General features: G+C 63.6%; 9 protein-coding genes. 3 read left to right on the top strand and 6 right to left on the bottom strand.

Features of this window, described 5'->3' with window-relative positions:
* Nucleotides 1-178 precede the first annotated feature (178 nt).
* From bcsC to bcsR, 5 genes are read right to left on the bottom strand one after another with little or no spacing between them, the layout of a single operon-like run.
* Nucleotides 179-3682, bottom strand: a complete 3504-nt coding sequence (gene bcsC, locus CYR55_RS02880) for a cellulose synthase complex outer membrane protein BcsC (RefSeq protein WP_101814632.1) — start codon at nucleotides 3680-3682, stop codon at nucleotides 179-181.
* A gap of 2 nt (nucleotides 3683-3684) precedes the next feature.
* Nucleotides 3685-5937 carry a cellulose biosynthesis cyclic di-GMP-binding regulatory protein BcsB gene (gene bcsB, locus CYR55_RS02875; protein WP_101814631.1) on the bottom strand — a complete coding sequence of 751 codons (2253 nt, stop codon included), beginning with the start codon at nucleotides 5935-5937 and terminating at the stop codon, nucleotides 3685-3687.
* An 8-nt stretch (nucleotides 5938-5945) separates the two neighbouring features.
* Nucleotides 5946-8570, bottom strand: coding sequence for a UDP-forming cellulose synthase catalytic subunit (gene bcsA / locus CYR55_RS02870; RefSeq protein ID WP_101814630.1), 2625 nt, complete (start codon nucleotides 8568-8570; stop codon nucleotides 5946-5948).
* Complete coding sequence (gene bcsQ, locus CYR55_RS02865; RefSeq protein WP_101814629.1) at nucleotides 8567-9319, bottom strand: cellulose biosynthesis protein BcsQ; 753 nt, start codon at nucleotides 9317-9319, stop codon at nucleotides 8567-8569. Before bcsQ ends, bcsA begins: the two co-directional genes overlap by 4 nt.
* A 1-nt stretch (nucleotide 9320) precedes the next feature.
* Nucleotides 9321-9551, bottom strand: coding sequence for a cellulose biosynthesis protein BcsR (gene bcsR, locus CYR55_RS02860; protein WP_101814628.1), 231 nt, complete (start codon nucleotides 9549-9551; stop codon nucleotides 9321-9323).
* Between the two features lie 187 nt (nucleotides 9552-9738).
* Between bcsR and bcsE the strand changes: the two genes are divergently transcribed.
* The 3 genes from bcsE to bcsG are packed head-to-tail and all read left to right on the top strand — an operon-like array spanning nucleotide 9739 to nucleotide 13167.
* Nucleotides 9739-11301 carry a cellulose biosynthesis protein BcsE gene (gene bcsE / locus CYR55_RS02855; protein WP_101814627.1) on the top strand — a complete coding sequence of 521 codons (1563 nt, stop codon included), beginning with the start codon at nucleotides 9739-9741 and terminating at the stop codon, nucleotides 11299-11301.
* Nucleotides 11298-11498, top strand: a complete 201-nt coding sequence (gene bcsF / locus CYR55_RS02850; protein WP_101814626.1) for a cellulose biosynthesis protein BcsF — start codon at nucleotides 11298-11300, stop codon at nucleotides 11496-11498. Before bcsE ends, bcsF begins: the two co-directional genes overlap by 4 nt.
* Nucleotides 11488-13167, top strand: a complete 1680-nt coding sequence (gene bcsG, locus CYR55_RS02845; protein WP_101814625.1) for a cellulose biosynthesis protein BcsG — start codon at nucleotides 11488-11490, stop codon at nucleotides 13165-13167. Before bcsF ends, bcsG begins: the two co-directional genes overlap by 11 nt.
* A gap of 69 nt (nucleotides 13168-13236) precedes the next feature.
* Here bcsG and CYR55_RS02840 read toward each other — a convergent pair whose 3' ends face one another.
* Entirely contained in the window at nucleotides 13237-14325 is a 1089-nt protein-coding gene (locus tag CYR55_RS02840; RefSeq protein ID WP_101814624.1) for an iron-containing alcohol dehydrogenase family protein, read from the bottom strand.
* Between the last annotated feature and the right edge of the window lie 58 nt (nucleotides 14326-14383).

Below are 14383 nucleotides of genomic sequence, written 5' to 3'. Positions count from 1 at the left end.
AGGCTTACTTTATCGTTGTCTCATCAGGTGCGCAATCAACTCAGAATAATAGACTAACAATAGTCATTTTACTTTTTCTATTTACTGAAAAATAAAGCACCACCCCAAAAAAAGAAAGCAGCCCCGAATTAACGGTGCTGCTTAATTGATTTATTAACGTTGTGGCGATGATTACGCGTTATTTAAAATCAGCATACGGCGTTAATGGCTGTGGCGGAATATCCAGATCCCCTTGCCAGCCGCCGGCGGAATAACGGATATAAATCTGGAAATGGCTCGGGGTGTAATCCTCGGCCTGCTGGATATCAACCCCGGCACCCAGCGTCCAGTGGGAGGTGAGCCGCCGCTCGAGCTGGGCCTGCAAGGTGTAACCGATGCCGGTACTGCTGCTGCTCTCGCTGACGTCATCCCGGTTGGTGTATGCAGTGGGAATCAGCCCGCCCAGCGGGTAACGGCGCTGGCTCTCGGTTTTCGAGCGCGACCACGACACCGATCCGCCAAGCTGCCATGACCAGTTATCGGTACGCTGGCGATAATTCACCGGCACCGCCAGGGAGAAATATTGCTGCGGGCTGTAGTAACCGCCCTGTCCCAGCGAGTAACCGCTGAGATCCTTCTGGTAATGCCACAACATACTGTTAAGGCCGATGGTGGCACGGCGGTTATCCTCGTTAATCACCTTGTAGTAGTACCCGGCCATCAGGCGTTCACGCTGGTTGTCCTCGACGTTTTTACCGGTGATCTGGTGGACGCTGAGATCGCTCCAGACGCCGTGCGCCCCGCCCTGATCGTAACTGCCGCTCAGGCTGACGCCGGTGGCACGCACCCCGCCCCAGGAGGTGCCGGTGTTCGGGTCTTTGCTGCCGGCGAACGCCAGCAGCGAGCTGGAGATCGGGCGGCGTGAGGCGGTGGCCGTCCAGCCAATCTGCCGCCAGTCCCCGCTGTAGCTGAGGCCGCCGACCCAGTCGACCACCTCAAAGCCCAGCGGCGTGGTGCCGATGTCCGCGTTCCAGCGGTCATTACGCCAGCCCGCCGCAATACTCGCCCCGCTGGCGGTCTGGCTCTTGTCACTGGTACAGGCGACGCTGGAACAGGTGCCGAAATCTTCGCTGTAGCTGCCGTTGGTGGTCCCGAAGGTGCCCGCGTCGATGTGCACATAATCACTGCGTAAAAAAGCGTGGCCGCCGTAGAGCGGCATATCAGCCTGCGCCATGGTGGTGTTGGCGCTGAGGTCGGAATACCCGGGCGTGCCGCTGGAGGTGGAGTTGTCGTGGTCAACCGTGATCGTGACGTCCTGCTGGCGGTACGCATCCGCCGCATCGGCGCGGATACCGCGTTTCAGCCAGTCATCGCTGGGTTGGTTGCGTGTCAGCCGGGTGTAACTGTCATTGTCTTGCGGCACCGCCGGCGTTATCCCGCCCGCGACCATCGCCAGCCCGTAATCCTCCCGCGCCAGCGCATACTGCCCCTGCTGCTGCTCAATGCGCGCGATGTCCCGGAAGATCAGCGCCGGGGTCAGCCCCGGTTGTGCCTGGCGGGCGGCCGGTTTAAGCGTAGTCAGTATCCGGGCAGCCCGTTGCGGGTCACCCACCGCTTGCCAGGCCGTGGCCATGCGCCGCTGCTGGTTGAGGGTGAGCGTGGTCGCCGGGCGGCTCTCCAGTTGCTGTAGCTGGTTACGCGCCGTGACGTTGTCACCTTGCGCAACCGCCACATCCGTCAACCCCAGTTGCGCATCCAGATTCGCGGGGTCAGCGGTAAGCACCGCCTGATACCCCTGGCGGGCGGCCGCGTAGTCAGCATCTTCCAGTGCCCAGTCTGCCAGCGTCAGATCGATACCGGTCTGGCGCGGCTGGCTGCGTAACAGCGCCGTGGCTTCCGCCCGGTTGCCTGCGGCACGCAACGCCAGCGCACGATCCAGCGTCTGTTGCTGTTGCAGCCGCTGTTCCAGCTCCTTCATGTTCTGCGACCACTGGGGGCGCGGCAGACGGTTGAGGGTCGCCAGCGCCTGCGCATCCTGATCCTGGCCGGAGAGGTAGAGCGCATAGGCGTAGTTTTGCTGTTCGCCGGGCGGATGGGTGGCCATAAAATCACGGAACAGCCGATCCGCCTCCGCGCCCTGCCCGATCTGCCGCAGCGCCCCGGCCTGCCGGTATGCCAGCCAGGCGTCATCCGGCGCGTAACGCCGGGCTTCGCCATAGGCGTCGGCCGCCTCGCGCCACTGCTGTTGCCGGCTGAACTGGTCAGCCCTGGCGCTCAGCACATCCCCCTGCAACCGGTTGAGGGTCCCGGCCAGGGGCTTGCGCTGTGCCGCCGACAAGCCGTTGATAAACGCCAGCGCCTTCTCCGGTGACTGTTGCAGGTAAACGTTGGTCAGCCCGCGCACCGCGCCCTCGTTAGTGGGATCAATGCGCTGCGCCTGCTGGTAATAGCGTTCGGCGGCAGCCGGGTCGTTGCGGGCCAGCGCAACGTCGCCCAGCCCCAGCGTGGCATAGGGGTCATCCTTCTCCAGCGGTACCGCCTGCTGGTAGGCGCGCTCCGCCCCGGCGAACTCTTTCGCCTGCAGCGCCTTGTCGCCCTGCTCAATCAGCAGCCAGTAACGGTTGGAGGTGATCAGGCTGACCCACTTGTCGCCTTCGAACCCGTCGGTATCCACTTTTTGCGCCTGCTCAAACAGCGTGATGGCCCGTGCCCGGTCACCGGATCGCGCATAAGCCATGCCGAGTGCCCCCAATAATGCCGGATCGTTGGGTGCGGCACGCAGCGCCTGCTCCAGTGGCGCAATCGCCTCCTTGCCGCCGCCGCTCTCGATCTGTGCCAGCCCGCGCAACCGTGCCTGATAGTTGGGATCAGCCAGCATCGCCTGTTGCCGCGCCCGCTCCTGCCGCCCGGCCTCGGCAGGCGGGCCGCTGTCAAATACCGTGAGGTAGCGATCCAGCGCCGCCAGGCTCTGCGGCGTCACCGTCAGCTGTTTCACCCGCGTCAGCCACATCTCCCCGGCGGCATCGCGCCCGGCGGCATCCTGTGCCGCCTTCTGCAACATGGCATAACCTTCGGCTTCACGATCCTGGCTGAACAGCAGCTGTGCCAGTGCCAGGCGTAGCTGGCTGTTGCCGGGCACCTGTTGGTCCAGCGCCTGTAGCTCACGGATCGCCACCGGTGCCTGCTGCGGCAGCCGGGCGACCAGCCGCCAGTACTCCACCGCCAGATCCGTGCCCGGCGGCGGGCCGTTGAAGGCCGCGTCATAGGCGGCGCGCGCCTCCGCCAGCCGGCCTGCGGTCGCCAGCAACCGCGCCTGTTGCAGTTGCTGGCGCCCTGCCGGCTGCGTCAGCGCCACCAGTGTTGCGGACTGCCGGGTAATCACCGCATCCGGGGCGATCTGCTGCAATTTTGTGAGCTGCTGTTGCGCCTGCGGGACGTTGCCCTGGCGCAATGCCAGCCGCAAACGCGCCGCGAGCACCTGCGGGTTATTGGGGCTCATCAACTCCAGCCGGTGCAGGGACTGCTGCACCAGCGCGTCCTGATAGGTCGCCTCGCCCAGCCGCACCTGCTCCAGCAGCCAGGTCTCCGGGGAGACGGCCCGGGGCGCAGACGGCGCAACCGCCTGCTCTACCGCTTCTGCCAGCGGCATCAGCGTCAGGCCCAGGGCCAGCGGCAAATACGTCCGCAGAAAAGAAGTCGGCATGGTTAATCCTCAGAGATCACGCGGCGGCGGCTCAGCAGGCGCAGCGCACGCCACAACAGCAATGCCACCAGCACCACCAGCACTGCGGCCATCACTGCCAGCCAGCCCGGATGGGTCGCCAGCATGTTCCAGGCCTGTTCCCACCACGGCAGATGCCCGACGAAGTACACATCCCCCACCCGCAGGCTGTTCACCCCCGAGGCACGCACCACCGCTACCGAGCCGCTAATCGCCGCGCGTTTGCCGCTGTCCTGCAGGGCGTCATTCATCAGGCTCTGCCCGGCGGTGGAATCCGCCAGGATCGCCACAATGCTGCGCTGCTCGTGGTAAGGCGACTGCACGCCCACCAGCGCCGCCAGCGGATCGGTCGCGCTGATGGTGGTACGGCTGTCTGGCTGGGCATCAGTAGCCGGGGCGTTGCTGTCCGGCAGCGGCTGTTGCCGTTTCGGCTGCGTCACCGAGCCCTGGGTGGCGTCCATCAGCAGGTTCATCGACTTATCGCCCCGCAGGTCGGCCGGCAGCGTACCAATCATCAGAATATCGGCATCGGCCTGTTTCGCTTTCGCCCAGTCATCGCTGATGGTCACCCCCAGCGCCGGGTAGCCGGTCTGTGAGCCGATGCGCCCCAGGGTATCAAGCAGCGCCGTGAGCTGCACCGGCTGTGGTTGCGGCGTGACCAGCACCAGCGTCTGCGAGAGGTCAGCCAGCCGGCTGAACGGGAACCCGGCATTGATAAAGGCGCGCAGATCCGGCATGGCCATAAAGTGGCGGTAGCCGGAGAAATCGATGGTTGAGCTGTCGTCGATCACCACATGGTTATTGACGGTGGTAAAGGTTTCACAGCGGTCGGTACGGCTGCTGGAAATCAGCGAGGCGTATTCGAAGTCAAAGCGCATCTGGTTAAGTGCGCCGAGCTTCAGCGCCGGGACTGACAGCTTCTGCCCCTCCTCTGAGAGGCCAAGCAGCGGCAGTCGCAGCAGTTGCGTACTGTCGCGGGTGCCCGGTTGCAGGCTGAAGGCGCGCACGAACTGGTTATTGAGATTGACGCTCAGCCGGGAGGTATTCGCCAGTTCCGGCGGCGTATAGCGGTATTTCAGCTGCATGGTGATGCCGGAACTGCGGATCAGGAACAGATCCGGCGGCAAATTGAGGCTGAGCGAGATCGGGTAAGGCTGGATACCGTCAGCCTGAAGCTGTTCCGGGTAGGTTTTCAGCTCGCCAAAGGTCATGGGCCGGTCGGTACGCACCCAGAGCGGCGCGTCATAGGGTTGGCGTGGGGCGAGCTGCTCTACTTTGGTTACCGCCACCTGTTGCCCGCGGAACAGGATATTGCCCTGGGCGATGCCGGTCACTGCCTGCGCCAGATCCTGATCGTTGCGCCCCATCACCACCAGCAGTTTCACGTAGGGGTTATCGGGGTGTGACATCATCTGTACCGTCGGCCCATTGACCGGCGGCAGCGTACGCAGGAAATCGGGGCGGTGATCGTTGGTGGCGAACACCACCGCATGGCTTTCCGGCAGCTGGTTATAGAGCACCGGGAAATGCTGGCCGCGCCATTGTGCGCGGGTACCAAACCAGGAGGCGAGTTTAGCGGCCGCCTGTTGCATCCCGAGGTCGGGCTGGGCGGCAAACACCATCGGCAGGGTCAGCGGCTGGTTATCCCGCGCATCGAAGAACGGTTCCGGGAAGTGCGAGAGGTCGTTCTCCACCGGCAGTTTCTGGTAACGCAGGTCGAGCGAGCTGCCTTTGCCGATGTCCACCCACAGGGTACTGTTGGCCGGGTTCTCACAGATGCGCTGATAATGGCCGATAAACACCAGCCGCAGCCGGTTGAAGTCAGTGATATAGCGCGGGTCAATCTGTAGCTGTGCCTGGTTGGGTTTGCCGAGCTGGTCTGCGCCAATGGCGACCACGCCCATCAACTGGTCATTCAGGTAGACCTTCAGCTGGGACTCCACCGGGATAAGCGACGGCGACGGCGTAAACTGGAGGTTCAGGGTGGCCTGTGTCACCACCTCGTCACTGCGTACCCCGAACTCAATCTGCCCTTCCGGGGCGATGCCGCGCAGCACAAAGGCACCGGGCGGCGGCGCGAGTTGAGGGAAAGCCAGATGCACATCACGCACCGGGGCCGACGGGCTGCCGGTTTGCGGGGCCACCGCCTCCGGGGGCACGGGCGGCGTCACCGGGAGCTGGGCCATGGCATTCAGGCTGAACAGGGTGGCGATAAAGCAGGTCAATAGTCTCATCATGGGTGTCATCATCTTGGTGAGTTCGCTGCCCGTTGCGCCCCATGCGCCACGGGAAGAGCCGATACGCCGCGGGGAGCCAGTGACAGCGCCCCGGCGAAAAGTGAAGTAAAGAGTTGCACCACCGGGCGGATAAACGCCGGCAGGTGTTCCGCCATCCGGAAATAGCCGCGGATGCCGAGCGCCATCACCTCCCGCAGGCTGGCCAGCGGCCGGTCCTCCGGGAAGCTGTCGCCCTGGATGACCCAGGTATCAGCGCGGGCAAAGGTGCATTGCACAAAATCGATCTGCTGCTGCACGGTAAGGTTATCGGTATGCATCCCCAGCCGGTTACCGAACTGGCGGGTAATGATGCACGGGAAGATAAACTCCTGGTCGCCGCGCCGCAGCAGCAGGTGGATGCTCTCCCCCCGGCGGAAGTGCTCGGCGGCATCCTCGACTTCTACCCCGACGCCGCCGTCGGAGTAGTCACGCAGCGTACAGGCGAACATGTGGCCGTCCGGGCGCATCAGGGCGGCCGGCAGGGTAATTTCGACGCGGTGCGCCTGCCGTACCTGTTTCGCCTCAAACGCCACCGCCGTCGCGCCGCCGAGGATAATCATGTTGTAGATAACCCAGGCCACGCTCACCAGCACGGTGAAGCGCTCATCCGGCAGCCCCCAGAAGAAACGCCAGATGGCAAAGCCCAGCCCGAGCAGGTTCAGCAGCATCAGCACCCGGTAAGGCTGGGAAATTTTCCAGTCCACGTAGGACTCCTCCACCAGCCCGCCCTTGGCGGTAACGTCAAATACCCCGCCATGCGGGCGGAACAGCGCCACCGTGGTGGGCCGGGCGATATACCAGGCCAGCACCGTCTCGTAGATCTCACTCCAGAACGAGTGGCGGAACTTGCCCTGGATGCGCGAGTTGGTGAGGCTGGCATGCACCATATGCGGGAACACATAGAGCACAATCGCCAGCGCCGGGGCGTAGATGATGTAGGCGTGGAACAGCAGGAACGCCAGGGGGGCCAGCAGGAAGATAAGCCTCGGCACCCCGGCGAGGAAGTGCATCATGGCGTTGACGTAGCAGAGCCGCTGCGAGAGCTTCAGCCCCTTGCCGAACAGCGGGTTATCGAGCCGGAAGATCTGCACCATGCCGCGCGCCCAGCGGATGCGCTGACGGATATGGGACGACAGGCTCTCGGTGGCCAGCCCCGCTGCCTGCGGGATGCGGATATAGGCGGAGGTGTAGCCGTGCCGGTGCATCCGCAGCGAGGTGTGCGCATCCTCGGTAACGGTCTCTACCGCGATGCCGCCAATCTCGTTGAGCACATCACGGCGGATCACCGCACAGGAGCCGCAGAAGAAGGTGGCGTCCCAGAGGTCGTTGCCGTCCTGTACCAGCCCATAGAACAGTGCGCCCTCATTGGGTGCCTGGCGGAAGCGGCCGAGGTTGCGCTCAAACGGGTCCGGCGAGAAGAAATAGTGCGGCGTCTGGACGATGCTGAGCTTCTTGTCTTTGAAGAACCAGCCCACGGTCATCTGCAGGAAGGAGCGCGTCGGGACGTGGTCACAGTCAAAGATCGCCACCAGCTCGCCTTTCGCTATCTTCAGGGCATTGTTGATGTTCCCCGCCTTGGCGTGCTCATGGGTCGGCCGGGCGACATAGCGCACGCCGATCTCCTCGGCAAAGGCACGGAACGCCGGGCGGTTGCCGTCATCCAGCAGCCAGACCTCCAGCTTGTCTTTGGGCCAGTCCATCCCCAGCGCGGCAAACAGGGTTGCCCTCACCACGCCGATATCTTCATTGTAGGTCGGCACCATCACATCCACGTGCGGCCAGGTGCTGATGTCTTCCGGCATCGGGGCCGGTTTACGGTTCAGCGGCCAGATGGTCTGGAAGTAGCCGAGCACCAGCACCACCCAGGCGTAGGTCTCTGCCACCAGCAGCGTCAGGCCGAAGATCAGGCTCAGGGAGTCCTCCCAGTTCAGCGTCTGGGTATAGCGCCACCAGAGGTAGCGGCAGGAGATGGTCAGTGACAGCACGATCAGCATCAGGGTCGGCAGGCGGCCGGGGATGTTACGCACCAGCATCGCGATGCCCCAGAGCAGCAGCACAAAGGTGAACTGGGCAAACAGGCCGAACGGCTGGGAGATGCAGAACCACGCCAGCACCAGCGCCAGCGCACAGGTGGTGATATAAAGCACCTGCCGTACCAGGGGGGGAAGCCGCCTGACCCGCCGTTGTGCCATCCTCCCCAGCCGCCCGGCCCCGACCTGCGCCGGCAATTGGGTAAGGCGGTCAATCATGCGTTGCCGCCAGCGGGTATAGATTGGCACGAAGCGCCTTTCACGCGGGGTACGCACCTGCCGCCCCGGCAGCGTCAGCAGCAGCCAGCCCGCCTGTAACAGGTAGCGCAGGCCATCCAGCAGTTGCGGCTTGTGCGGCGCAATGTGTGGGAACCAGTGGCGCGGGTGGGCGCGTACCGGCTGCCACACCGGGGATTCCAGCCTCAGCACCAGCCAGGCCAGCGCCACCCAGAGCGTCATCAGCGCACTGGCAGTGACCCCGGCACGGTGGCGGCGGTAATCCTGGTAGCGGGCGCGTAACGCCGCCATCACCGGCGGCATCAAAAACAGCCTTAACGGGTTCATACCGCGCCCCCCTTGAAGTTAATCAGGCACCAGTTGGCCAGTACCGTCATCTCTTTGGCCGCCAGGCTGTGCGAACGGTACTCGCCCACCGGCTGTTTGGCGGCCAGCGCCTCGTTGACGGCCTCATCCCGGTGCACCACAAACGGCAGCAGCCCCGGCAGGCTCTGCTGCCAGAGCAGCAGAATGTCCTGCTGGAGCTGGCTGGTGGGCGTGAATTGGTTGACCAGCAGCGCGCTGCCTGCCGGGGCGGGTTGCTGGTGCAGGCGGGCGTGGCAATTGGCATCGGCGGTCATGACCCGCAGCAGCCGGTCAGCCTGCGCCAGCGCCGGTAATGCCAGCGGGCTTGCCTGCCCGGCGGGCAGATCCAGCAGCACCCACTGGTAATGCCCGGCGCGGCAGAGCGCCGCCACGTCCGGCAGGCTTACCGGCTGACTTCCCGGTGCGCACTGGCCGAACGGCAGCAGATCGAGCGGCGTTGCCGGGCTTTGCGGGGCGTCACGCGGCGGCATCGCCTGTTGAGGTAAATAGCGCAGGGCCGCGTTCTGCCACGGCGTGCCGCTTTGCATCGCCTGCGCCCAGCCGCGGTCATCAGCAAACGGCATGTTGAAATGCAGGCGCAACAGGTTATCCGGCGAGAGGTCAACCATCAGCACCGATTCCGCCAGTTGGTTGAGCGCCCAGGCCAGCCCGGCGGTAACGGCACTGCCGCCCGCCCCGCCCCGTACGCCCTGAAGGGCAATCACCGGCATCTCAGGCGGACTCCCCATCACCGGCGTGTGGCGCGGCTGAGGTGACACTGGCCGGTTGCGCACTCAATTCCCCCAGCAGCGGCCAGCGGGCCAATAATGCCGGGATACGTGATGCACGGGAAATATCGATATAGCGGAATGCGGGGATCTCAAACGTCTTTCGCAGCACATAAAAGTCATCACTAATAGCCGGGGCTTCCGGCTGAAACGTAAGCTGATGTTTATTATCCATACCTGTTACCTTAAACGGGACAACGCGCCTGGGGCACTAAAAAAAACGGAAAACCACCGTGGGGCGGGGCTTGCCGGGTCATTATTTTTTAAGCGTAAAGTTGGTGATTACAAATGGCAATGTTAGACTGATTTATAGGTTTTTTCCGTTTTTACTTCAGCAAACTTTTCATTAAGCAGAAAAATTCATGGCGCTATCATTTCCCTTCGGTATTAAACAGCTTTGGGATGAATTATCGGTAATGCAGGTGCGCGGCCTTTACTGGGTAAATAGTGACACACAGGAAAATGCGCGCGGCCTATGCCGCCAGGTGGCAGAAAGCCAGCCCCAAGGCACTGATGTTGCTCTGATTTGCAGTGGTGAAACCCCACGGGATCTGCTTGGCACACTGCCCAATGCTGCGGTGGCCCGCCTGCCGTTATTTACCTTGCCGGCGCAGAAAGCCGCGTTACTTCGCTTGCCCCTGGAAGCCGGGCGGTTAATCAGGAAGCCGGGGGGGTTAATTATCTATTACGCCCCTGCCACCCTGTTTCTGGAATTGAACCCGGAGGCAATGGCGCAATGGCTTCAGGCGATGCGTCGCCTCATCAATAAGCTGGGTAGCACACTTTTGATTATTTGCCACAGTGCCGGGGTGAATAAAATAAAAAGCGCGTTAATATCACAACACCGGGTTTTGTCCGGATTTTCCTCTCTTACCACCGAGGTGGAAAATAATTATTATCAGGTGGCCTGGTGGGCAGCGGATAAAGGCATTGTGACCAACCAGCGCTTTAATTTGCGTACCCTGCCGGAAGGCGGGTTTGCCTTGCAGGACGACCAGCCCACCGGCGATTTCCGCGGCAGTGATGACAGCTGGTACCTGGCCGAGCGCAGCGTGCTGGAGGGCGCACCGCCGCTCTCAAGTAACTGGCAGCTGTTTGATGACAACGCCCAGCTGGCGCAACGCGGCGAGGCGCTGCATGCCGCCACGCTGATTTTCTCCCTGCACAGCAACCAGGCGATCCCGGCGCTGGCGCGGCAGATCCACCACGTGCGGCAGGCAGGCGGCAACGGCCTGAAGATTGCGGTGCGTGAGATGACCGTGAGCCTGCGCTATACCGATGAAAAACTGCTGCAGGCCTGCGGGGCCAATCTGGTGGTGCCACATGTGGCTTCGCTCTCGACCTTCCTGACGCTGCTGGACGGCATTCAGGGCAGCCGCTACAGCCGCCCCCTGCCGGACGACGTGGAACGGCTGATTACCGGGATGCGCCCGTTGCAGGTACGCGGCGTGCTGGCGCGCCCGGCCTTCTGTGACACCGTGCGTTCGCTGCTCGACAGCAGCCTGCTGGCGGAGGACACCAAAGGCATTCTGCTGTCGATGCGGCCGGTGCCGGGGCTGCTGCCGCGCCAGGCCTTGTCGCTCTGCACCCTGCGGCGCGACGGTGACCTGGTGACGGTGGATGCGCATCACCTGCATCTCTACCTCTCCAACTGCCGCCTGCCGGATCTGGAGATCGCCCTGGAGTCGGTATTTCAGCTGCCGGTCACCGATGCGTTCACCAGCCGCCGCGAATGGCATGAGGACACCGCCATCCTGGAGCAGCTGAGCCGCATCGGCCATGATGCGCCGGACACCGACGACGCCCCGCTGCCGCTTACGGCGGCCGCCTCCGCCCAACCGGCTGCGCCCGCCGCACCGCCGCGCCGCCTGCCGCAGCCGCTGAGTCTGCCGATGGTGGCCGATCAACCGGAGGGCGCACCATGAACATGTCCGATTTGATTCAGGTCTTCCTGATCGCCGCCGTGATCTTCTTTCTTCTGGGCTGGGCAGCACGGCGCACGCTGCCCCGCCTCTGGCAGGGCCTGCAAGCCCGGATCTTCCCTACCCGTTACCTGAAATCCGCCGGCGTCTGGGTGCGTGACGGCACGACTAAAGAGAAAACTTCACATCATGAGCGATAATACTGCCGCGCGGCATGCGCCTGCCGCCCAACCCGGCCTGTGGCGACACTGGCGCGGGCTGGGTGCCTGGAACTACTATTTTCTGCTGAAGTTCGCCCTGCTGTGGAACGGCTACCTGAACTTTGATTTGGTCAGCAACCTGATCTTCGTGGCCTTCCTGCTGTTCCCGCTGCCGTCACCCCGGCTGCACCGCTGGCGGCATATCATCGCCATTCCGGTGGGGCTGGGGCTGTTCTACCATGACACCTGGCTGCCGGGTTACCGCTCGATTTTGTCAGAGGGCACGCAGGTGGCGGGCTTCAGCCCGGCCTACCTGCTGGACCTCGCCGACCGCTTTATCAACTGGCAGTGGGTGGGCGTCGCCTTCGCCATGCTGGTGGCCTACCTGTTCATTTCGCAGTGGGTGCGGGTAACAACCTTGACCGTCGGCGTGCTGGCGTGGCTGGTGGCGGTACAGGTATTGCCGGAGCGCATGACCAGTGCCGCACCGGGGGCCACCGTGGTCACCACGGCCCCGGCAGGCGCGGCTGCCCCGGCCACGGCACCGGGGGGCGTCACCGTGGCCGCCGGGGCCGGCCCGGCGCAGACCCTGCCGCCCACCAATGCCAACCTGACCGCCTACCTCAACCAGTTTTACGATCAGGAGAAAGCGCGCGCCACCGCCTTCCCGGCCCAGCTGCCGGCTGATGCCCAGCCGTTCGACATTCTGGTGATCAACATCTGCTCACTGGCCTGGGCGGATATGCAGGCGGTCGGTCAGGACAGCTCCCCGTTCTGGTCGCGTTTTGACGTGAAATTTGACAACTTCAACTCCGCCACCGCCTACAGCGGCCCGGCCTCTATCCGACTGCTGCGTGCCAGCTGCGGCCAGCCGTCACACGCTGACCTCTATAAACCGGCGGGCCAACAGTGCTACCTGTTCGACAACCTCGCCAGACTCGGCTTCAGTTCCCAGCTGATGATGGACCACTCCGGGGTCTTTGGCGGTTACATTGACGACCTGCGCAAAGAGGCCAACATGCAGTCGCCGTTGATGTCGCAACAGGGCATCGGCCATGAGATGACCTCGTTTGACGGCGAGCCCATCTATAACGATCTGGAGATCCTGAACCGCTGGCTCGGCACCAAACAGGATTCGCCGCGCAGCGCTACCTTCTTTAACCTGATTGCGCTGCATGACGGCAACCGCTTTATCGGCTCGACCAAACCGGCGGACTACAAAACCCGCGCCACCACGCTGCTCAGCCAGCTCAACACCTTCTTTGACCAGCTGGAGAAATCGGGCCGTAAGGTGATGGTGGTGTTTGTGCCGGAACACGGGGCGGCGGTCACCGGCGACAAGATGCAGATGTCTGGTTTGCGTGACATCCCCAGCCCGAGCATTACCCACATCCCGGCCGGGATCCGCTTCTTCGGGATGCAGGCGCCGCACCAGAGCACGCCGCTGACCATCACCACCCCCAGCAGCTATCTGGCGGTGTCGGAGCTGGTGGCACGCTCGGTGGACGGCAAAATCTTCACCGCGCCGAGTGTGGACTGGTCAACCCTGACGCAGAACCTGCCGCAAACCCCGGTGGTGTCGGAGAATGCCAACGCCATTGTGATGCAGTACCAGGGTAAACCCTATATCCGGCTGAACGGCGGTGACTGGGTGCCGTACCCGCAATAAGCGCCACATGGCGTGTAAAGACAAAAAAGCCGGCATCCGCCGGCTTTTTTCATAGCAATACGCAACGCCTCAGACCGTCTGTGCGGCCAGCCGGTGTACCCGGTCAATCGCGGCCTGCAACATCGGCACATCCACCGGGAACGGCATATTGGCCATATCCGTTGAGCGGACGGCACGCTGCAAAACAGGCGCGCACTCCGCCGGTGTCAGGCCGGGGGCGATCTCCTCCAGGCTGACCGGGATGCCGCTGGCGCGGGCCAGCCCGATGGCGGATTTCAGCTCATGGTCATGGCGCTGCTCCAGCGCCAGCAAACAGAGGTTGCCGAACCCCACCAGCAGGCCGTGTGCCACATGCCGGGTGCGCGGGGAGCCGGTAAACCCCTCATACAGCGCATGGGCCGCGCCGGTGTGGCCGCCGTTGCTCATCACCGAGGTCAGCCCGGCGTAGAGGAACACCGCGTCCAGCACCTGCTCCAGCGCGGCATTGGCCTGCCCGGCCCGCACGGCGGCACAGGCGTCGGCGGCGTGCGCCGCAATCAGCGTGTGGCACAACTCGCTGTGGGCACGCACCACGCCCGCCAGCGATTGGTTAGCCTGCGCTGCACTCACGGCGCGGTACTCGTACCATTTCGCCAGCGTGTCCCCCAGCCCGGCGGCAAAGCCCGGCAACGGCGTGCGCGCCAGGATGTCCGCGTCAATCACCGCCGCCGCCGGGCCTGCCGGCAATGCCTGCATATCACGGAACTGGCCATCATCATGGTAACGGAACACCAGCGGCGTCATCGCCGCACAGGTGGAGGCCACGGTAGGCAGCGTCACCACCGGCACGTGGCACTGCACGGCGGCCGCTTTGGCGGTATCCAGCGCCCGCCCGCCCCCGGCGGCGATCACCACTTCCACCCCATGGCGTTCCAGCAGATCCGACAGCCGCAGGATCTGCGTTTCGCTGCACTCGCCGCCATACCACTCACTGCCGAGGTAACTGATGCCGCTCTCTTCCAGCTGGCGTACCACCAGCGGTTCGGCAAAGGCCAGCGCCCGTTTGCCGCCAATCAATAGCGCGCGCTGTCCCAGCCGCCCGCACATCCGCCCCAGATGGGCAATCGCCCCACGTCCGCGCAGCACGCTGCCCGGAAAAATCAGCCGGTGTGTATACATAGAATCTGCCCTGGTTGTTCAGCCTGATTAAGTATGGATGAAAAATGACCGGGCTGAA

Source organism: Chimaeribacter californicus (genome assembly GCF_002858675.1).
Classification (GTDB): Bacteria; Pseudomonadota; Gammaproteobacteria; order Enterobacterales; family Enterobacteriaceae; genus Chimaeribacter; species Chimaeribacter californicus.
Note: the sequence above shows the minus strand (reverse complement) of the source record. Positions and strands in the feature narration are given on the sequence as shown.